Origin of the sequence: Saccharothrix syringae, from assembly GCF_009498035.1 — a bacterium.
Classification (GTDB): domain Bacteria; phylum Actinomycetota; class Actinomycetes; order Mycobacteriales; family Pseudonocardiaceae; genus Actinosynnema; species Actinosynnema syringae.
The window spans coordinates 2,380,825-2,400,134 of the sequence record NZ_CP034550.1; the positions used below are offsets into that span (position 1 = coordinate 2,380,825).

Here is a 19,310-nt window from a genome sequence, read left to right on the forward strand (position 1 = left end):
CCATGTTTCGAACACGTGTTCGAATGGGGGCATGAGGTGGGACGGGCAGAAGGACGGGGCGGACCGGCAGCGGGCACTGCCGGGGTTGGCGGGACTGGTGCGCAGCGTACGAACCCCGGGCTTCGCGGACGTGGTGTTCCACGAGGTGCGCGCGAAGTCCGTGCTCGACAAGGTCCCCGGTGACGGCCTCCCCTTCTCCTGGACGGTCAACCCGTACCGCGGCTGCACGCACGCGTGCACCTACTGCCTGGCCGGTGACACCCCGGTGCTGCTGGCCGACGGCCGCACCAAGCCCATCGCCGAGCTGGCCGTGGGCGAGGAGGTCTTCGGCACGCACCGGGGCCGGTTCGTGGTCACCCGCGTGCGCGCGCACTGGAAGACCACCAAGCCCGCCTACCGGCTGACGCTGGGCGACGGTACGCAGGTGGTGGCCAGTGGCGACCACCGGTTCCTCACCGACGAGGGCTGGCGGCACCTCACCCCCGGCCGGTGCGAGGACGCCGAGGAGCGGCCGCACCTGGCCCGGGGCGCCCGGCTGGTCGGCACGGGCCGGTTCGCCACGCCGCCCGCGCACCTGCCCGACTACCGGCGCGGCTACCTGTGGGGCGCGGTGCGCGGCGGCCCGCCGTCCGACCCGGACGTGCTGGCGCGCCTGCGCGAGTTCGGCGGCGGCGTGCCGCGCGAGCACGAGCTGGTCGAGCCGCCCGCCGAGCCGGGCGAGGAGTGGACCAAGGGCTTCCTGGCCGGGGTGTTCGACGCGCGCGGCAGCTCGACCGGCGGCGAGCTGGTGCTGTCCAGTCCGGACGGTGCGGTGTTCGACGCGGTGGTGCTGGGCCTGCGCCGGCTCGCCGTGCCGCACGTGGTCGAGGTGCGCGGCGTGCGCGTCGTGGGCGGCCTGGCCGAGCGGCTGCGGTTCCTGCACCTGGTGGGCCCGGCGTTACCGCGCGGCAACGCGGTCGAGGGCATGGCCGTGCCCGCGGGGCCCGGCCTGGAGGTGGTGTCGGTGGAGGCGCTGGGCGTGTCCCGGGCGCTCTACGACATCACCACCGGCACGGGCGACTTCGTGGCCAACGGCCTGGTGAGCCACAACTGCTTCGCCCGCAACAGCCACACCCACCTCGACCTGGACGCCGGGCGCGACTTCGACACCCGGGTGGTGGTGAAGGTCAACGCGGTGGAGGTGCCGACCGCCCAGCTGCGCTCGAAGCGCCGGCGGCGCGAGCACGTGGCCATGGGCCCGACACCGACCCGTACCAGCGGGCCGAGGGCCGATACGCGCTGATGCCGGGGATCATCCGGGCGCTGGCCGACTCCGGCACGCCGTTCTCCGTGCTCACCAAGGGCACCGTGCTGGCGCGCGACCTGCCGCTGCTGCGCTCGGCCGCGGGCTCGGTGGAGGTCGGCGTCGCGGTGTCGCCGGCCCTGCTGGACCCGGAGCTGCAGGACCGCCTGGAACCCGGCACGCCGAGCCCCCGGGCGCGGCTGGAGCTGGTGCGCCGGGTGCGGGACGCGGGCCTGCCGTGCGGGGTGTTCGTCGCGCCGGTGCTGCCCGGCCTGACCGACTCGGACGAGCGGTTGGACGACCTGCTGGGCCGGGTGGCCGAGGCGGGCGCGACCGGGGTGACCGTGCTGCCGCTGCACCTGCGGCCGGGCGCGCGCGAGTGGTTCGCCCGCTGGCTGGTCCGCGAGCGGCCGGACCTGGTGGACCGGTACCGCGCCCTGTACGCGCGCGGGTCCTCTGTGGACGTGCGCTACCGGCGGCGGCTCGCCGCGCGCGTCGGGCCCCTGCTGGAGCGGCGCGGGCTGGGGTCGCGCGGGCGCGACGACGAGGACGCCTGGCCGGCCGGGAGCCTGCCCGCGTCGGCGCCCGCCGCGCCGGTCGTGCCGGAGCAGCTGACCCTGCTCTAGCTGTACTGACTCGTGACGTTGTTGACGTCTAGGCGGCCAGTCGGGTGGCGGGTGGCTGGCCGCCCAGGGCGCTGTGGGCGCGGCGGGTGTTGTAGTGCTCGACCCAGTCGGGCAGGGCGGTCAGGCGGTCGGTGTTGGAGGTCCAGGCCCGGGCGTAGGCGAACTCGTGTTGCAGGGTGCGGTTGAAGCGTTCGGCTTTGCCGTTGGTCCAGGGGCAGCCGGGTTTGGTGAAGCGGCGTCGGATCCCGAGGGCGACGCAGACCGCCCGCCAGTTGCCGCCGACGCGGTAGACCTTGGCGTTGTCGGTGAGCACCCGCAGCACCACCACGCCCCGGTCGCGGAACCAGGCCACCGCGCGATGCAAAAACCCCGCGCAGGTGAGGTCCTTCTCGTCGGGCAGCGCCTCGACGTAGGCGATGCGGGTGCGGTCGTCGACGGCGACGTGCAGGTAGTCGTAGCCGATGCCCCGGCCGCGGGCGGCCTCGGTGCGGCCGTGCACCCGCCACCCGCCGCCGTCGGGGACCCGGCCGAGTTTCTTGACGTCGACGTGCAGCAGGTCGCCGGGGCGGGGGCGTTCGTAGCGGATGCCGGTGTGACGGCGCCGCACCGGCAGGCCGGTGAGCGGGTCGACCGCGGCCAGGGCGGGCTCGTCGCGACGGCGCAGGACCCGGCCGATGGTGGAGGCGGGCAGCCCGAGCAGCCCGGCCAGGTGCACCGGCCCCCGCCGTACCCGCCGGCGGACCGCGAGGATGCGGTCCTCGACCTCGACCGGGGTGCGGCGGGGGCTGCGGTGCGGGCGCGAGCTGCGGTCGAGCAGGCCGGCGTCGCCCTCACGCCGGTGCCGGGACAGCCACTTGTGCACGGTGGCGCGGGAGATGCCCAGCTGCTCGGCGATGCAGGCCGGCGACCACCCGGCGGCGCGGCGGGTCACGATCAGCCTGCGGGCGTGCAGGGTGGTACGGGCGTTACTGTGCACGCGAGGACCTCCGTGTGCCGATGGGATGCGTCAGACACATCCACTCCGCCCGGAGGTCCTCCCGTGTTCAACCTGACACGCCGTCAACAACCTGATTAGTCACTACATCTAGCGCGTCCCGGCCTGCACCGACTGCGGGAACAGCAGCACGCGGTCCGGGTCGTACCGCCGGGCGACGCGGCGCAGCCGGGGCAGGTTGTGCCGGTAGGCGGTGGCGGCCCAGTCCTCCTGGAGCGGGTCGAGGTAGTTGACGTAGGTGCCGGTGCCCACCAGCCGGGCCAGCTCCCGCTGCACCTCGTCGACCTCGCGCGTGACCCGCTCCGCCGGCAGGGCGCCGACCTGGGCGAAGGGCTGGAGCGAGGTCACCGCGCCCCGGTGCGGGTAGGCGGTGTCGGTGGGCGAGGGCCGGTCGACCGCGCCGCCCAGCGCGTTGGCGATGAGCAGCACGCCCTCGCGGCCGCGCAGCGTGCCCGCGACCGCGGCGGGGTCGGTCCAGGAGCGGTCCGCGATGCGCGACGAGCCCCGGAACGCGTCCCGGGGGAGCTGGTCGACGCTCATGACGCCGATCGCCGTGGGGTAGTCGACCTCGGCGTCCTCCAGCGGCGCCCGCGCGCCCACGTCGGCCAGCAGGCGGGCGACCTCGGCGCGCAGCGCCGCCGCCGGGGCGACCGCGCAGCCGGTGAGGTCCACCGAGCCGTCCGGCAGCACCACGCACGTGCTCGACACCGCCTCCGGCACGGCCGCGCCCCACGGCTGCCACGCCCCGAGCACGTCCGCCGCCGCGCCCGCGGGGAACCGGACGCGGAACACCGTCAGCAGCTCCGGTGCCGGGACGGTGGCGAACTCGAAGGACGTGACCACGCCGAAGTTGCCGCCGCCACCGCCGCGCAGGGCCCAGAACAGGTCGGGCTCGCGGTCCGGCGAGGCGGTCAGCAGGCGGCCGTCCGCGGTGACCACGCGCGCCGACCGCAGCCGGTCGCAGGTCAGGCCGAACGTCCGCTCCAGCCAGTTGAACCCGCCGCCCAGGGTCAGACCCGAGATGCCCACGGACGGGCAGTTGCCCAGCGGCAGGCAGCGGCCCGCCGCGGTCAGGGCGGCGTAGATATCCCGCAGCCGCGCGCCCGCGCCCACCGCGATCGTGCCGTCGGGCCGCACCTCGACCCGCGACATCGGGGCGAGGTCGACCACCAGGCCCTCGTGCGGGGTGGAGTGGGCGGCGTAGCTGTGGCCGCCGCTGCGCGCCGCGACCCGGACGCCCGAGCGCCGCGCCTCCTCCAGGCAGTGCTGCACGTCCTCGGGGCGCGCGCACCTCGCCACCGCGGCGGGGAGGTGGTGGTCGTACAGCGAGTTGTACGGCAGCCGCGCGGTGTCGTAGCCGTCGTCGCCGGGCAGCAGCAGCGCACCGGACAGCCGCGCCCGCAACCGGGCCCACCGCGGCGGCCGCGCGCCCGGTGCCGCACCCGCCAGGGCGGCCGCCGCCCACCCCAGCACCTTCCGCCGTGAAGGGACCACGCCGACCTCCTCGTCCGCGAACCCCCATGGAACAGGGAGCGCTCCCACGACGGCACCGCTGATCGGCCGTCGGGCGCGCGAGAACCGGGTCGGGGCCCGCGAGGGGCCCCGACCCGGTCCGCCCGCCGTCAGGCGAGCTGGATCGCGCCGAAGTTGACCACCGTGGCGGGCGGGCCGCACACGCCGCGCAGGTTGTACGTGCCCACGGCGGGCAGCACGGCGCTGAAGTAGCGGTTCCCGTCGGAGCAGTCCAGGAACAGCTGGATGGCGCCCGACGTCACCTGGCAGGTGAAGTCGACGAGGTAGAACGGCGCCCGGCCGAAGTAGTTGCACGCGAACACCGCGTTCGTGCTCACGTCGTCGCTGGCCATCTGCCGGTGACCCGTCACCGGGGCCACCCCCTCGGACCATCCGAGGTGCCGGGCCGCGGCGTCCGCGGCGGGCGAGGCGGAGGCCGCCGCGGGTGCGACGGCGAGGGCGGCGAACAGGGCGAGCAGGACGAGCAGCGGTCGCACCACCGCCGGGGCGGCGGAGCCGTGCGGGGCGAGTCTCATGGTGTCCCTCTCCTGATGGGCCGGTGGACCGCCGATCGGTCACACCGGGTGGAGCGGAATCAGCCTCCTGACCTCGACTGGACGTTCGCTGAACGTTGTTTGGACAGGGCTCGCGCCCTGTCGTACGCCGTACGGTACGATGTACGGCATGAGTGCTGTGACGGGGTTCGTGCCGACCGACGAGGACGTCGCCGGCGTGCTCGCGTGGTTCGAGGAGTGGGACGCGCTGGCGGTCGCCAAGGACGTCGAGGCGATGGCCGGGATGGCGTTGTTCCCGGTCAACGCGGTGACCGACGGGTCGGCCCAGAGCTGGGACCGCGCGCGGTTCCTGGCCGACATGGGGGCGAACCTGGGTGGAGGGGACGTGAGGATGGAGTCGGTGCGCACGCCGCACTTCGTCAGCGCCGACCTGGTGTTCGTGATCACCGACGCGACCATCACCGTCGGGGGGCACTCGCAGGTCGTGCGGTACGGGGACCTGCTGGTCAAGACCGGTGGGCGGTGGCTGTTCCAGACGATGGTGCAGGGCGGGTGGTGAGCCGGGGCGGGTGGTGAGCCGCCGATCCCGCACGACCGGGTCACTTACAAACAGTCTTGACTGTTTGTAAGTGACCCGGAACACTCGCCCCCATGACCACCGGACCCGCGACCAGGCAGCGGCAGGCCGACCGCAGCCGCGAGACCCGGCGGAAGCTCATGAAGGCGACCGTCGAGTGCCTGGTCGAGCTGGGCTGGGCGGGCACCACCACCACGGTGGTCGCCGAGCGCGCCGGCGTGTCGCGAGGCGCCCAGCTCCACCACTTCCGCACCCGCGGCGAGCTGGTCGCCGCCGCCGTCGAGCACCTGGGCGCGGAGAGCGTCGAACACCTCCGGGAGCGCGCCGAGCGGGTCAACGGCAGCGTCGTGGCCGTGGTCGAGCTGATCGCCGACTTCTACGCCAGCGACCTGTTCACCGCCGCCCTCGAACTGTGGGTCGCCGCGCGCACCGACCCCGACCTGCGCACCGTGGTGGTGCCGCTGGAGGCGCGCCTGGGCCGGGAGACGCACCGGCTGGCCGTCGAGCTGCTGGGCGCCGACGAGAGCAGGCCGGGGGTGCGCGAGGCCGTCCAGATCACCCTGGACCTGGTGCGCGGCCTGGCGCTGGCCAACCAGCTCACCGACGACGGCAGGCGCCGCGAGCGCATCGTCCGCCACTGGGCGCGGATGCTGGAGGAGTCGCTGTGATCCACGAACTGCTGGCGGACCTGAGCGCGGAGAGCCAGGTGCTCGACGACCTGGTGGCCGGCGCCGACTGGGCCACCCTCACCCCGGCCGAGGGCTGGACGATCGCCCACCAGATCAGCCACCTGCGGTGGACCGACCGGGTGGCCGCGCTCGCCGCGCGCGACCCGGACGGGTTCGCCGAGGCCCTCGGGACGGCCACCCCCGACATGGTCGACCGGGGCGCGGAGGAACCGGTCACCCTGGCCGAGTGGCGCGCCGGCCGCGAGGAGCTGGCCGAGGCGCTGCTGGCGGTGCCGCCGGGCACCAAGGTCCCCTGGTTCGGCCCGCCGATGAGCCCGGCGTCCATGGTCACCGCCCGCCTGATGGAGACCTGGGCGCACGGCCAGGACGTGGCCGACGCGCTGGGCGCCACCCGCGAGCCCACCCACCGGCTCCGGCACGTGGCCCACCTGGCGGTGCGCGCGTTCGGCTACGCGTTCCTGGTCAACGGCCTGCCCGCGCCGACCGACCCGGTCCGCGTCGAGCTGACCGGCCCGGCCGGGGAGCCGTGGGCCTGGGGCCCGCCGGACGCGGCCGACCGGATCACCGGGCCCGCGCTGGACTTCTGCCTGCTGGCCACCCAGCGCCGCCACCGCGACGACCTCGCCGTCACCGCGATCGGCCCGACCGCGTCCGCCTGGCTGCCCATCGCGCAGGCGTTCGCGGGACCTCCCGGCGCCGGGCGGGGGAAGTCGTGATCCGCATAGGCAACGCCTCGGGCTTCTACGGCGACCGCTTCACCGCCGTGCGGGAGATGCTGACCGGCGGTCACCTGGACGTGCTCACCGGCGACTACCTGGCCGAGCTGACCATGCTCATCCTCGGCCGCGACCGGGCGAAGGACCCGCGCCTCGGCTACGCCCGCACGTTCCTGCGCCAGCTTGAGGACGGCCTCGGCGAGGCGCTGGAGCGCGGCGTGAAGATCGTGTCCAACGCGGGCGGGCTCAACCCCGAGGGCCTGGCCGAGGCGGTCGACGCCCTCGGCCTCGGCGCCGAGGTCGCCTACGTGACCGGCGACGACGTGCGCGCGGACTTCCCCGAAGCGCTGACCGCCAACGCCTACCTGGGCGCGTGGGGCATCGCCGAGTGCCTGGGGGCGGGCGCGGACGTGGTCGTCACCGGCCGCGTCACCGACGCCTCCCTGGTCGTCGGCCCGGCAGCGGCCCACCACGGCTGGCGGCGCGACGACTGGGACGCGCTGGCCGGCGCCACGGTCGCCGGGCACGTGCTGGAGTGCGGCACCCAGGCCACCGGCGGGAACTACTCCTTCTTCACCGAGATCGACGCCGAGCGGCCCGGTTTCCCCGTCGCCGAGGTGGCCGCCGACGGCTCGGCCGTGATCACCAAGCACGAAGGCACGGGCGGCGCGGTCACCGTCGACACCGTCACCGCCCAGCTGCTCTACGAGATCGGCGCGCCCGCCTACCCGGGCCCGGACGTGGTCAGCCACTTCGACACGATCCGGCTCGACCCGCACGAGCGGGGCGTGCGGATCTCCGGCACGAGGGGCTCGCCGCCGCCGGACACCCTCAAGGTCTGCCTCAACACCCTGGGCGGGTTCCGCAACTCCACCACGTTCGTGCTCACCGGGCTGGACGTGGAGGCCAAGGCCGCCCTGGTCCGCCGCCAGCTGGAGGCGGCCGTGGGCGGGCGGGACCTGACCTGGGCGCTGGCCCGCACCGACCACGCCGACGCCGACACCGAGGAGACCGCGAGCGCGCTGCTCCACGTCACCATCAAGACCTCGGACCCCCGGCGCGCCAAGGCGTTCTCCCGCGCCGGCATCGAGCTGGCGCTGGCCTCCTACCCCGGGTTCCACGTCGCCGCGCCACCCGGCGACGGCACGCCGTTCGGCGTCTACCGCGCCGCCCACGTCCCCCGGGAGTCGGTCCCGCACCGGGCGGTGCTGCCCGACGGGCGGGTGGTCGAGGTATGAGGGTCCCGCTGGGCACCATCGCGGGCGCGCGCTCCGGCGACAAGGGCGGCGACGCCAACCTGGGCGTGTGGGTGCGCACCGACGCGCGGTACGAGTGGCTGCGCGCGGAGCTGACCGTCGAACGCCTCAAGGAGCTGCTGCCCGAGGCGGGCGAGGTCGACCGGTACGAGCTGCCCAACCTCAGGGCGCTCAACTTCGTGCTGCACGGCCTGCTCGGCGACGGCGTGGCCTCGTCCACCCGGTTCGACCCGCAGGCCAAGGCGCTGGGGGAGTGGCTGCGCTCCCGGTACGTGGACGTCCCCGAGGAGCTGCTGTGAGCACCACCGGCGAGCTGTTCGACACCCCGGAGCGCCGGGACCTGCGCGCCACCGTCCGCCGGTTCACCGAGCGCGAGGTGGTGCCGCACCTGGCCGACTGGGAGCGGGCCGGCGAGCTGCCCCGCGAGCTGCACCGCGAGGCCGCCGCGCTCGGGCTGCTGGGCATCGGCTTCCCCGAGGCGGTCGGCGGCGCGGGCGACCTGCTCGACACGGTCGTGCTCACCGAGGAGCTGATCCAGGCGGGCGGCTCGTCCGGCCTGGTCGCCGGGCTGCTCACGCACGGCATCGCGCTGCCGCACATCGTCGACTCGGGCAACGCGGACCTGGTCGACCGGTTCGTCCGGCCCACCCTGGCCGGCGAGCTGATCGGTGCGCTGGCCGTCACCGAGCCCGGCGGCGGCTCGGACGTGGCGGCCCTGCGCACCACGGCCCGCCGGGACGGCGACCACTACGTCGTCAACGGCACCAAGGCGTTCATCACCTCCGGGGCGCGCGCCGACTTCGTCACCACGGCCGTGCGCACGGGCGGTCCGGGCCACCGGGGCGTGAGCCTGCTCGTGGTGGAGCGCGGCACGCCCGGCTTCACCGTCGACCGCAGGCTGGAGAAGATGGGCTGGCACTGCTCGGACACCGCCGAGCTGTCCTTCGTCGACGCCCGCGTGCCCGCGGCGAACCTGGTGGGCGCGCGGGACGCCGGGTTCGCGCTGATCATGCGCCAGTTCCAGGTCGAGCGGATCTCCCTGGCCGTGCAGGCGTACGCGACGGCGCAGCGCGCGCTGGACCTCACCGTCGCCTACACGCGCCGGCGCGAGACGTTCGGCAAGCCGCTGATCGCCCGCCAGGTGGTCAGCCACCGGCTGGTGGAGATGGCGCAGCGCGTCGACCTGGCCCGCACCTACACCCGCGAGGTGGCCGTGCGGGCGTCGCGGGGCGAGGAGGTCGTGGCGCAGGTGTGCTTCGCCAAGAACGCGGCGGTGCAGGCGTGCGCGTTCGCGGTGGACGCGGCGGTGCAGCTGCACGGCGGCGCCGGCTACCTGCGCGACAGCGAGGTCGAGCGCCACTACCGGGACGCGCGCATCCTGGGCATCGGCGGCGGCGCCACCGAGGTGATGGCGGAGCTGGCCGCGAGGCGATTGGGGTACACGGCATGACCACGTTGCGGAGCGCGCTGGACCCCCGGTCGCCCGGGTACGCGGCGAACCGGGAGGCGTTGCTGGCCAAGCTCGCCGAGCTGGAGGCCGAGCACGCCAAGGCGCTCGCCGGCGGCGGGCCCAAGTACGTCGAGCGGCACCACGGGCGCGGCAAGCTGCTGGCCCGCGAGCGGGTCGAGCTGCTGCTCGACCCGGACAGCCCGTTCCTGGAGCTGTCGCCGCTGGCCGCGTGGGGCACCGACTACCCGGTGGGCGCGAGCGTGGTCACCGGCATCGGCGTGGTCGAGGGCGTGGAGTGCGTGGTCGTCGCCAACGACCCGACCGTGCGCGGCGGCGCGAGCAACCCGTGGACGCTGCGCAAGACCTTCCGCGCCAACGACATCGCGCTGCAGAACCGGCTGCCGCTGATCGGCCTGGTCGAGTCCGGCGGCGCGGACCTGCCCAGCCAGAGCGAGATCTTCATCCCCGGCGGGCGCGCGTTCCGCGACCTGACCCGGCTGTCCGCCGCGGGCATCCCCACCATCAGCGCGGTGTTCGGCAACGCCACCGCCGGCGGCGCGTACGTGCCGGGCATGTCCGACTACGTGATCATGGTGCGGGACCGGGCCAAGGTGTTCCTCGGCGGCCCGCCGCTGGTGCGGATGGCCACCGGCGAGGAGGCCGACGACGAGTCGCTGGGCGGCGCGCACATGCACGGCACCACCTCCGGCCTGGCCGACTTCGTGGCCGCCGACGAGGTGGACGCGATCCGGCTGACCCGCCGCGTGGTGGCCCGGCTCAACCGGCGCAAGCTCGGCCCCGCGCCCAAGCCCTCCCGGCCGCCCCGGCACGACGAGGAGGAGCTGCTGGGCCTGGTGCCCACCGACCCGCGGGTGCCGTTCGACCCGCGCGAGGTGATCGCCCGGCTGGTGGACGGCTCGGAGTTCGACGAGTTCAAGCCCGACTACGGCACCAGCCTGGTCACCGGCTGGGCCGACCTGCACGGCTACCCGGTCGGCGTGCTGGCCAACGCGCGCGGCGTGCTGTTCAGCGCCGAGGCGCAGAAGGCCACCCAGTTCATCCAGCTCGCCAACGCCGCCGACACCCCGCTGCTGTTCCTGCAGAACACCACCGGCTACATGGTCGGCGCCCAGTACGAGCAGGGCGGCATCATCAAGCACGGCGCGATGATGATCAACGCGGTGTCCAACAGCCGCGTGCCGCACCTGACCGTGGTGATGGGCGCCTCCTACGGCGCGGGCAACTACGGCATGTGCGGCCGGGCCTACGACCCCAGGTTCCTGTTCACCTGGCCCAACGCCAAGTCCGCGGTGATGGGCCCGGCGCAGCTCGCGGGCGTGCTGTCGATCGTGGCGCGGCAGGCCGCCGCGGCCAAGGGGCAGCCCTACGACGACGAGCACGACGCCGCCATGCGGCGCGTGGTCGAGGAGCAGGTCGAGCAGCAGTCGCTGGCGCCGTTCCTGTCCGGGCGGCTCTACGACGACGGCGTGATCGACCCGCGCGACACCCGCACGGTCCTCGGCCTGTGCCTGTCGGCGATCCACAGCGGACCGGTCGAGGGCGCCACCGGCTACGGCGTCTTCCGGATGTGAGGTGGCGATGATCCGCAAGCTGCTGGTCGCGAACCGGGGCGAGATCGCCCGCCGGGTCATCCGGACGTGCCGGGAGCTGGGCGTGTCGCCGGTGGCCGTGTGCTCCGACCCGGACGCGGGCGCGCCGCACGTGCGCGAGGCCGACGCGGCGGTGCGCCTGCCCGGTGCCGCGCCCGCCGACACCTACCTGCGGGCCGACCTGCTGGTGGCCGCCGCGCTGGCCGCCGGCGCGGACGCCGTGCACCCCGGCTACGGGTTCCTGTCCGAGGACGCGGCGTTCGCCCGCGCGGTGGTGGCCGCCGGGCTGACCTGGGTCGGGCCCGCCCCCGGGGTGATCGAGGCGATGGGCTCGAAGGTCGCGGCGAAGAAGCGGATGGCCGCGGCGGGCGTGCCCGTGCTGCCGGAGCTCGACCCGGACTCGGTGGTGGAGTTCCCGCTGCTGGTCAAGGCGTCCGCCGGTGGCGGCGGGCGCGGCATGCGGGTGGTGCGCTCGCGGGCGGAGCTGGCCGGCGCGGTCGAGTCGGCGCGGCGGGAGGCGGAGTCGGCCTTCGGCGACGGCACGGTGTTCTGCGAGCCGCTGCTCGAACGCGCCCGGCACGTCGAGGTGCAGGTGCTGGCCGACGCGCACGGCACGGTGTGGGCGCTGGGCGAGCGCGAGTGCTCGGTCCAGCGGCGGCACCAGAAGATCGTCGAGGAGGCGCCCGGCCCGGCGGTGACGCCGGAGCTGCGGGAACGGCTGTTCGCCGCCGCCACCAGGGCCGCCGAGGCCATCGGGTACGTCGGCGCGGGCACCGTGGAGTTCCTGTGCGCCGATGACGGCGCGTTCCACTTCCTGGAGGTCAACACCCGCCTCCAGGTGGAGCACCCGGTCACCGAGGCGGTGTTCGGCCTGGACCTGGTGGCCTGGCAGCTGGCCATCGCCGAGGGCGAGCGCCTGCCCGCCGAACCGCCCGCGCCGAACGGGCACGCGGTCGAGGTCCGCCTGTACGCGGAGGACCCGGCGCACGACTGGCGGCCCGCGAGCGGCACGCTGCACCGGTTCGCCGTGCCCGGCGACGTGCGCGTGGACAGCGGGGTGGAGGACGGCAGCGAGGTCGGCGTGCACTACGACCCGATGCTGGCCAAGGTGATCGCGTGGGCGCCGACCCGGCGCGCCGCGGTGCGCAAGCTCGCCGCCGCGCTGGAGCGGGCGGAGCTGCACGGCCTGGTCACCAACCGCGACCTGCTGGTGCGCACGCTGCGGCACCCCGCGTTCGAGGCGGGCCGCACCCACACCGGGTTCCTCGACGAGCACGACCTGACCACGCCGCCGGCGTTCGACCCGGGGCCCGCGGCGCTGGCCGCCGCCCTCGCGCTGGCCGAGCGCCGCCGCACGCACCTGCCCCCGGGCTGGCGCAACCTGCCGTCGCAGCCGCAGCGCGCGGTGTTCGAGCACGCCGGCCGGGAGGTCGTGGTGGAGTACCGGCACACCCGCGCGGGCGTGGTCAACGACCTGGGCGCGACGGTGGTGGCCGCGTCGCCGGACGCGGTGGTCCTGGAGCGGGACGGGGTGCGCGAGGCGTTCCCGGTCGCCGTCCACGGCGAGCCGGCCACCGGGATCACGGTGGAGGTGGGGCCGACGAGCACGGGCAGCGTGTCGCTGGTGCTGCGCCCGCGCTTCCCCGAACCCCGGACCGGGCTGGTGGAGGGCGCCACCGCGGCGCCCATGCCCGGCACCGTGGTCCGGGTGTCGGTCGAGGCGGGGCAGCGCGTCGAGGCGGGCGCGGAGCTGCTGGTGCTGGAGGCGATGAAGATGGAGCACCGCGTGCTCGCCGCGCACGGCGGCGTGGTCGGGCGGGTGCTCGTCGAGGCGGGGCAACAGGTCGATGCGGGCGACGTGCTCGCCGTCGTGGAGGCGTCATGACGATCAACTTCACCGAGAGCGAGGAGCGGCGGGCCCTGCGCGCGGCGGTCGCCGACCTGGCCCGCAAGTACGGCCACGACTACTTCACCGCCAAGGCGCGGGCCGGGGAGAAGACCGACGAGCTGTGGGCCGAGGCCGGCGCGCTCGGCTACCTCGGCGTGGCCGTGCCCGAGGAGTACGGCGGCGGTGGCGGCGGCATCGGCGACCTGGCCGCGGTCTGCGAGGAGCTGGCCGCGGCCGGGTGCCCGCTGCTGCTGACCGTCGTCTCGCCCGCCATCTGCGCCACGGTCATCGCCCGCTTCGGCACCGCGGAGCAGAAGCGGCGCTGGCTGCCGGGCTTCGCCGCGGGCACCACGAAGATGGGCTTCGCCATCACCGAGCCGGACGCGGGGTCCAACTCGCACCGGCTCACCACCGCCGTCCACCGCGACGGCGACGAGTGGGTGCTCAACGGCGGCAAGTACTACATCTCCGGCGTCGACGAGGTCGAGGCCGTGCTGGTGGTGGCGCGGCACGTGGACGCCACCGGCAACCGGCTGCTCCCGTCGTTGATGATCGTGCCCACCGACGCGCCCGGCTTCACCTACCGGCACATCCCGATGGAGGTGGTGTCGCCGGAGAAGCAGTTCACGTGCTTCTTCGACGACGTCCGACTGCCCCTCGACGCGCTGGTGGGCACCGAGGACGCGGGGTTGGCCCAGCTGTTCGCGGGGCTCAACCCGGAGCGGATCATGGCGGCTTCGTTCGCCACCGGCATGGCCCGCCGCGCACTCGACCTGGCGGGCGACTACGCCCGCACCAGGACCGTGTGGGACACCCCGATCGGGGCGCACCAGGGCATCGCACACCCGCTGGCGCAGTGCGCGATCCAGGTCGAACTGGCGAGGTTGATGACCCAGAAGGCCGCGGCTCTCTACGACGCTGGGGAGGACCGGGCCGCGGGCGAGGCGGCCAACATGGCCAAGTACGCGGCGGGGGAGGCGGTGGCGGGGGCGGTGGACCAGGCCATCCAGGTGCACGGCGGGAACGGGCTGTCGTCCGAGTACGGACTGGGTGCCATGCTCGCCGCGTCCAGGCTGTCCCGGATCGCCCCGGTCAGCCGGGAGATGATCCTGAACTTCGTGGCGCAGCACACCCTGCGGCTGCCGCGCTCCTACTGAATCACCATTCCCAGCGCAGGCCGACCACGCCGGGACCGAAGTCGAGCGCCACCGCGTAGGCGTAGCCCCAGGTGTCCACCGGGGCCTCGCGCACGTCGGTTGGTTCTCCACCGGTCAAACCGGTCGTGAATTGTTCACAACGCGAGGGTCGGCAACGCGAGTCGTACCTGACCTCCAGGACGTACTCGCGCACCGGGTGCCGGAAGCGGCGCGAGTGGGTGTTGTCGAACGTGGGGTGGTGCGGTGCGACGTGGATCAGCTCGTACTCGACGGCGGTGCGCTCGCCGCGGCGCAGCGGGCGGTCGAACAGCAGTTCGGCGACCATGAGACCGTTGCGCGGGTCGGCGGACACCCGCCCGAGTCTGCACGAGCGCAGGGTGCCGATGACCGGCAACGGGTCGCCGGGCAGCCGGGTGTCGTAGCCCAGCAGCACGCGGTCCACGCCGGACCGCTCGGCGCGCAGCACCTGCCGCGAGCGCACCCGGCGCGTGCTGCCGTCCATGGCGAGTTCCACCTGGTCGCGCAGGCTCAGCCTGGTCAGGTCCTGGTCGGTGCTGGTGTCGACGTCGGCCAGCAGCTCGGCGATCGAGCTGTGGCAGTTGTCGCCCACCCACCCCTCGGGGCCCTGCGCCGGCGGCCGCGGCCTGGCCTTGCCCCGCGGGCGCGGCGGGCCCAGCAGCGTGCTCAGCCCTCCCTCACCGACCTCCAGGATCTCCTCCAGGTGGCTGACGGCGGTCAGCGAGTCCGGTCGTTCGGGTCGCCGCCTGCCCGACTGCCAGTAGCTCAACGCGGCGATGCTCACGGCCACGCCGCGCGCCCGCAGCTTGTGCTGGATCCGCTCCAGGCTGAGCCCCTTGGCCCGGATCGCCGCCCGCAATGCGTCCGCGAAGGGGTCGGCCCCCGCGTCGACCCGTCGGGGATCGCGCAGCCGCGATTCCTGTCCGACGACTGGCGTTGGCATCTTCGCTCCGTTCTCCCGTGGACAAGGCGAGCGACGTTATCGCGAGAAATCGCCGGCACGGTACAGCCGATCGGGTTTGTCGGCGCGGATTTAACCGAATCGGCGGGCAGAATCCGGTCGGCGGTGGAATGCTTGAATTCTCATTAACAGTAGTGGTGTGAAGGTCCCGGACCGGATGATCCGGTGGCTGTCCGCGACCGTCGCGGGTGCCCGACCGGGGGTCCCGCACAACCTTGGCTACGTGGGGTGATGTAGAGCACACTCCCAGCGCTCAAGATCACGCCGCGCCGGCCGCCGGGGGTCGCCCGGCCCCGCACGTGCATGCGCACGCGCACGCCCGGCCGCTAGCTGTACCGGTTCGGCATAAGCGCTGGTCAAACGTCTGCGGGTGGTATCGGGGCGGATGTCCGCCATCGATCGGTCGAACGCGTTCTCCGCAACGGCGCGGAGAACGACTTGTTCTTTCGCAAGAAGTTCCGTGCTATTTCTCCACAGCGTTGAATGGATGTTCAATCACGTCCGCCGGCCCGCGGGGGTTCCCGAACCGACGCCCGCGGGCGGCTCCCGCGGCCCGACCGGGTTGGGCACACTCGGTGAACCCCGGCGCGCGACCCGCGCCGGTTCGCCCTCACCCCTGCGGAGGAACCCCCCATGCGCAAGCTCTTACCGGGCCTCGCCGCGATCGCCCTGGCCGCCGCCGGCGCCCCGCACGCCTCCGCCGAGGCCGCGGTCCTGCACGCGGGCTCGCCGACCGCCGTGCCCGGCAGCTACATCGTCAAGCTGGCCGACGGCGTGGCCGCCGCCGCGGTGGCCGGGCGGTTCGCCGACCGGACCACCCGCACCTTCCCCGGCTCCTTCCGCGGGTTCACCGCCCGGCTCACCCCGCGGCAGGCGCGCCTGCTGGCCGCCGACCCGGCGGTCGAGTACGTCGAGCAGGACCAGTACGTGCACGCCAACGCCACCCAGCCCAACGCGCCGTGGGGCCTGGACCGGATCGACCAGCGCAACCTGCCGCTGGACACGACCTACGGCTACACCACGGCCGGCCGGGGCGTCACCGCCTACGTCGTCGACACCGGCGTCCGCACCACCCACGTCCAGTTCGGCGGCCGGGCCGTGCACGGCTACGACGCGGTGGACAACGACTTCACCGCCCAGGACGACAACGGCCACGGCACGCACGTCGCCGGTGCCATCGCGGGCAGCACCTACGGCGTGGCCAAGGGCGTGCGGATCTGCGCGGTGCGGGTGCTCAACGGCACCGGCAGCGGCACGATCTCCGGTGTCGTCGCGGGGGTGACCTGGGTGACCGACAACGCGGTCAAGCCCGCCGTGGCCAACTTCAGCCTGGGCGGCTCGGCGTCGGTCGCGCTGGACGACGCGGTCCGCAGGCTGATCGCCTCCGGCGTCACCGCCTCGGTCACCGCGGGCGGCAGCAACACCGGCGTCGCCAACACCTCGCCCGCCCGGGTGGTCGAGGCGGTCACCTCCGGCGCCACCAACCAGGCCGACGCGCGGGCCCCGTTCTCCAACTACGGCACGGGCGTGGACCTGTTCGCGCCGGGCGTGGGCATCACCTCGGCCTGGCACACCAGCGACACCGCGACCAACACGCTCAGCGGCACGTCCGTGGCCACCGGCTTCGTCAGCGGCGTGGTCGCCCGGTACCTGGAGACCGCGCCCGCGGCCACGCCGGCCCAGGCGCACGCCGCGGTCGTCGCCCAGGCCACGCCGCTGCCGTGGGGCGGTCGGCTCCTGCACTGGCCGCCGACCGGGTGACCGGGAGGGGCACCCGCGCCACCGCTTCGCAGGACGACGACGGGTACGGCACCGCCACGCCGTCCGCCGCCGCCGGAGCGGCGGACGGCGTGGCGGCTCGACCCGGCGCGGGTGTGCGCCGCCGTCGCGGGGCCGACCGCCCTGCCGGCCGACCGCCCTGCCGGCGGCCCGCCCTACAGGCCGCCCGCCCTACAGGTCGCCCGCCAGGTGGGCCGAGGGGGCGAGCCGGTGGCGCATCACCAGCTCGCCCCCGTCCACCTCGCCGGTCTCGGTGAAGCCGAACGCCGCGTACAGGCCGCGGGCCACCGCGTTGGCCGGCACCACCCCCAGCGCCAGCTCCGACCGCCCCTCGGCGCGGGCCAGCTCGGCGATCGCCGCGAGCCCCTTGCGGCCCAGGCCCCGGCCCTGCGCCCGCCGGTCGATCATGAAGCGGGCGATGTGCAGCACGTCGGGGGAGTCCCGCTCCAGCAGGGTGAACCCGACCAGGTCCTCCCCGTGGTAGAGCGCCAGCGGCTGGAGCTTCGGGCGGTGCACCCAGGCGTCCGCGATGGACTTGAGGTTGGTGGCGACGAAGGTCCGCTGGTCTTCGTGGACCTCCAGGCCGATCACGGCCCGGTAGTTGTCCTCGGTCACGGGTGCCAAGCGCATGGCCGGACGGTAGCGCCGCGGGTTGTACCACGCCTCTCAAATTTCGGGAAACAGCAGGTCAAGTCGATTGTTGACGATGGCGAATAAGTGGTAAATGTTCACACTTCCGGGTAAACCACCTGGTTGCTTACGTTGTGACTGTCAGCGAGGGCAAGGTGGCCCAACGTCACCCACCTGAGCCCTGCAAGCTCCTCGGGTCGAGGTTGGGGTCACCGCATCGAAGAAGGAAACCGCATGCGACAGTCACGACAGGTCCGGTTCCTGGCCGGGGTCGGGGCGACGGCGCTCGCCGTCACCGCGTCCTCCCTGTTGGCCGCCCCGGCCCACGCCGAGGGCGAGATCCGCGCCGCGGACGCCGCGAACAAGGTGCAGAACCACTTCATCGTCAAGCTGAAGGACGGCTCGGCGGCCTCGGCCGACAAGCTGGCCAAGCAGTACGGCGGCCAGGTCGACACCGTGTTCAGCAAGGCGCTCAACGGCTTCACCGTGTCGCTGCCGGAGCAGGCCGCCAAGCGGCTCGCGGCCAACCCGGCCGTCGAGTACGTCGAGCAGGACCAGGTCTTCACCACCCAGGCGACGCAGAGCAACGCGCCGTGGGGCCTGGACCGCATCGACCAGCGCAACCTGCCGCTGAGCACCACCTACAACTACACCTCGACCGGCTCGGGCGTGAACGTCTACGTCATCGACACCGGTGTGCGCATCTCCCACACCACCTTCGGCGGTCGGGCCCGCAACGGCTACGACGCGGTGGAGAACGACAGCGTCGCCCAGGACGGCAACGGCCACGGCACGCACGTCGCGGGCACCATCGCCGGCTCCACCTACGGCGTGGCCAAGGGCGCGACCGTCTACGGCGTCCGGGTGCTGAACGACGCGGGTTCCGGCACCACCGCCGACGTGGTCGAGGGCATCGACTGGGTGACCAACAACCACGTCAAGCCGGCCGTGGCGAACATGTCGCTGGGCGGCGGCGCGTCCAGCACCATCGACGCGGCCGTGCGCCGCTCGATCGCGGCGGGCGTCACCTACGCCATCGCGGCGGGCAACAGCAACGCCAACGCCTCCAACTACTCCCCGGCCCGGGTGACCGAGGCGATCACCGTCGGCGCGACCACCAGCACCGACGCGCGCGCCAGCTACTCCAACTACGGCTCGGTCGTGGACATCTTCGCGCCCGGCTCGTCGATCCTGTCGTCCTGGAACACCGGCGACTCGGCCACCAACACCATCAGCGGCACCTCGATGGCGACCCCGCACGTCGCCGGCGCGGCGGCCCGCTACCTGCAGAACAACCGGTCGGCCACCCCGGCCCAGGTGCAGAGCTACCTGGTCGGCCAGGCGACCACCGGCGTGGTGGGCAGCCCCGGCTCGGGCTCGCCGAACCGCCTGCTCTACCTGGCGCCCAGCGCCTGACCCGCTCCACAGCTCGTCCCAGGGGCCGCCTCCCTCGTCGCGAGGGGGGCGGCCCCGCCCTTTTGCACCCCCCTAGTTCACGCCGCTGACCTGCGCATTAAAGGATCTTGCAATATTCGTTCAGCACCGGTCGGACACACTGGTCTCGCGGCGGTCCCAGGGGGGACGACCCGGGGTAGGCGGGTCGTGGGGGGCGGGCCGCCGCGCTCCTCCTCGGCGGCGCCTGGTGGCCCG

16 protein-coding genes and 1 pseudogene are annotated in these 19,310 nt (G+C 74.2%); 12 read left to right on the forward strand and 5 right to left on the reverse strand.

Annotated elements, in window-relative coordinates; translation table 11 throughout:
- Nucleotides 1-31 precede the first annotated feature (31 nt).
- Nucleotides 32-1,282 carry a hypothetical protein gene (locus EKG83_RS11250; RefSeq protein WP_228122569.1) on the forward strand — a complete coding sequence of 417 codons (1,251 nt, stop codon included), beginning with the start codon at nucleotides 32-34 and terminating at the stop codon, nucleotides 1,280-1,282.
- The gene (locus tag EKG83_RS47635; RefSeq protein WP_228122570.1) at nucleotides 1,282-1,908 is read left to right on the forward strand and encodes a radical SAM protein; all 627 of its coding nucleotides are present in this window, start codon (nucleotides 1,282-1,284) and stop codon (nucleotides 1,906-1,908) included. Before EKG83_RS11250 ends, EKG83_RS47635 begins: the two co-directional genes overlap by 1 nt.
- A gap of 28 nt (nucleotides 1,909-1,936) precedes the next feature.
- Here the strand turns inward: EKG83_RS47635 and EKG83_RS11255 are convergent, their stop codons facing one another.
- The 3 genes from EKG83_RS11255 to EKG83_RS11265 form a co-directional block, all read right to left on the reverse strand.
- On the reverse strand, nucleotides 1,937-2,884 hold the full coding sequence (locus EKG83_RS11255) for an IS481 family transposase (RefSeq protein WP_153278013.1): 948 nt from the start codon (nucleotides 2,882-2,884) through the stop codon (nucleotides 1,937-1,939).
- Between the two features lie 108 nt (nucleotides 2,885-2,992).
- Nucleotides 2,993-4,396, reverse strand: coding sequence for an FAD-binding oxidoreductase (locus EKG83_RS11260; protein ID WP_228122571.1), 1,404 nt, complete (start codon nucleotides 4,394-4,396; stop codon nucleotides 2,993-2,995).
- A gap of 128 nt (nucleotides 4,397-4,524) precedes the next feature.
- Nucleotides 4,525-4,950 (reverse strand): hypothetical protein, encoded by a 426-nt coding sequence (locus tag EKG83_RS11265; protein WP_228122572.1) that lies wholly within the window; start codon nucleotides 4,948-4,950, stop codon nucleotides 4,525-4,527.
- Nucleotides 4,951-5,098: 148 nt separating this feature from the next.
- Here EKG83_RS11265 and EKG83_RS11270 point away from each other — a divergent pair, with 148 nt between their 5' ends.
- The 8 genes and pseudogenes from EKG83_RS11270 (at nucleotide 5,099) to EKG83_RS11305 (ending at nucleotide 14,272) form a co-directional block, all read left to right on the forward strand.
- Complete coding sequence (locus EKG83_RS11270) at nucleotides 5,099-5,488, forward strand: hypothetical protein (RefSeq protein WP_033434463.1); 390 nt, start codon at nucleotides 5,099-5,101, stop codon at nucleotides 5,486-5,488.
- A gap of 92 nt (nucleotides 5,489-5,580) precedes the next feature.
- The gene (locus EKG83_RS11275) at nucleotides 5,581-6,174 is read left to right on the forward strand and encodes a TetR/AcrR family transcriptional regulator (RefSeq protein WP_033434462.1); all 594 of its coding nucleotides are present in this window, start codon (nucleotides 5,581-5,583) and stop codon (nucleotides 6,172-6,174) included.
- Nucleotides 6,171-6,911 (forward strand): TIGR03084 family metal-binding protein, encoded by a 741-nt coding sequence (locus tag EKG83_RS11280; RefSeq protein WP_033434461.1) that lies wholly within the window; start codon nucleotides 6,171-6,173, stop codon nucleotides 6,909-6,911. The genes EKG83_RS11275 and EKG83_RS11280 overlap by 4 nt, the downstream gene beginning before the upstream one ends.
- A pseudogene (locus EKG83_RS11285) lies at nucleotides 6,908-8,466 on the forward strand (acyclic terpene utilization AtuA family protein). The gene EKG83_RS11280 and the pseudogene EKG83_RS11285 overlap by 4 nt, the downstream one beginning before the upstream one ends.
- The gene (locus EKG83_RS11290; RefSeq protein ID WP_033434460.1) at nucleotides 8,463-9,617 is read left to right on the forward strand and encodes an acyl-CoA dehydrogenase family protein; all 1,155 of its coding nucleotides are present in this window, start codon (nucleotides 8,463-8,465) and stop codon (nucleotides 9,615-9,617) included. The pseudogene EKG83_RS11285 and the gene EKG83_RS11290 overlap by 4 nt, the downstream one beginning before the upstream one ends.
- The gene (locus EKG83_RS11295) at nucleotides 9,614-11,209 is read left to right on the forward strand and encodes an acyl-CoA carboxylase subunit beta (protein WP_033434459.1); all 1,596 of its coding nucleotides are present in this window, start codon (nucleotides 9,614-9,616) and stop codon (nucleotides 11,207-11,209) included. The genes EKG83_RS11290 and EKG83_RS11295 overlap by 4 nt, the downstream gene beginning before the upstream one ends.
- A gap of 7 nt (nucleotides 11,210-11,216) precedes the next feature.
- Complete coding sequence (locus tag EKG83_RS11300) at nucleotides 11,217-13,112, forward strand: ATP-binding protein (RefSeq protein WP_033434517.1); 1,896 nt, start codon at nucleotides 11,217-11,219, stop codon at nucleotides 13,110-13,112.
- 2 nt (nucleotides 13,113-13,114) lie between these two features.
- Entirely contained in the window at nucleotides 13,115-14,272 is a 1,158-nt protein-coding gene (locus EKG83_RS11305) for an acyl-CoA dehydrogenase family protein (protein WP_033434516.1), read from the forward strand.
- A 1-nt stretch (nucleotide 14,273) separates the two neighbouring features.
- Here the strand turns inward: EKG83_RS11305 and EKG83_RS11310 are convergent, their stop codons facing one another.
- Nucleotides 14,274-15,233 (reverse strand): hypothetical protein, encoded by a 960-nt coding sequence (locus tag EKG83_RS11310; protein ID WP_033434458.1) that lies wholly within the window; start codon nucleotides 15,231-15,233, stop codon nucleotides 14,274-14,276.
- A gap of 651 nt (nucleotides 15,234-15,884) precedes the next feature.
- Here EKG83_RS11310 and EKG83_RS11315 point away from each other — a divergent pair.
- Nucleotides 15,885-17,012: a S8 family peptidase gene (locus EKG83_RS11315; RefSeq protein ID WP_033434457.1), complete on the forward strand. Its 1,128-nt coding sequence runs from the start codon at nucleotides 15,885-15,887 to the stop codon at nucleotides 17,010-17,012.
- A gap of 189 nt (nucleotides 17,013-17,201) precedes the next feature.
- Here EKG83_RS11315 and EKG83_RS11320 read toward each other — a convergent pair whose 3' ends face one another.
- On the reverse strand, nucleotides 17,202-17,660 hold the full coding sequence (locus EKG83_RS11320) for a GNAT family N-acetyltransferase (RefSeq protein ID WP_033434456.1): 459 nt from the start codon (nucleotides 17,658-17,660) through the stop codon (nucleotides 17,202-17,204).
- A gap of 234 nt (nucleotides 17,661-17,894) precedes the next feature.
- Here EKG83_RS11320 and EKG83_RS11325 point away from each other — a divergent pair, with 234 nt between their 5' ends.
- Nucleotides 17,895-19,076 (forward strand): S8 family peptidase, encoded by a 1,182-nt coding sequence (locus tag EKG83_RS11325; protein ID WP_033434455.1) that lies wholly within the window; start codon nucleotides 17,895-17,897, stop codon nucleotides 19,074-19,076.
- Nucleotides 19,077-19,310: the final 234 nt, after the last annotated feature.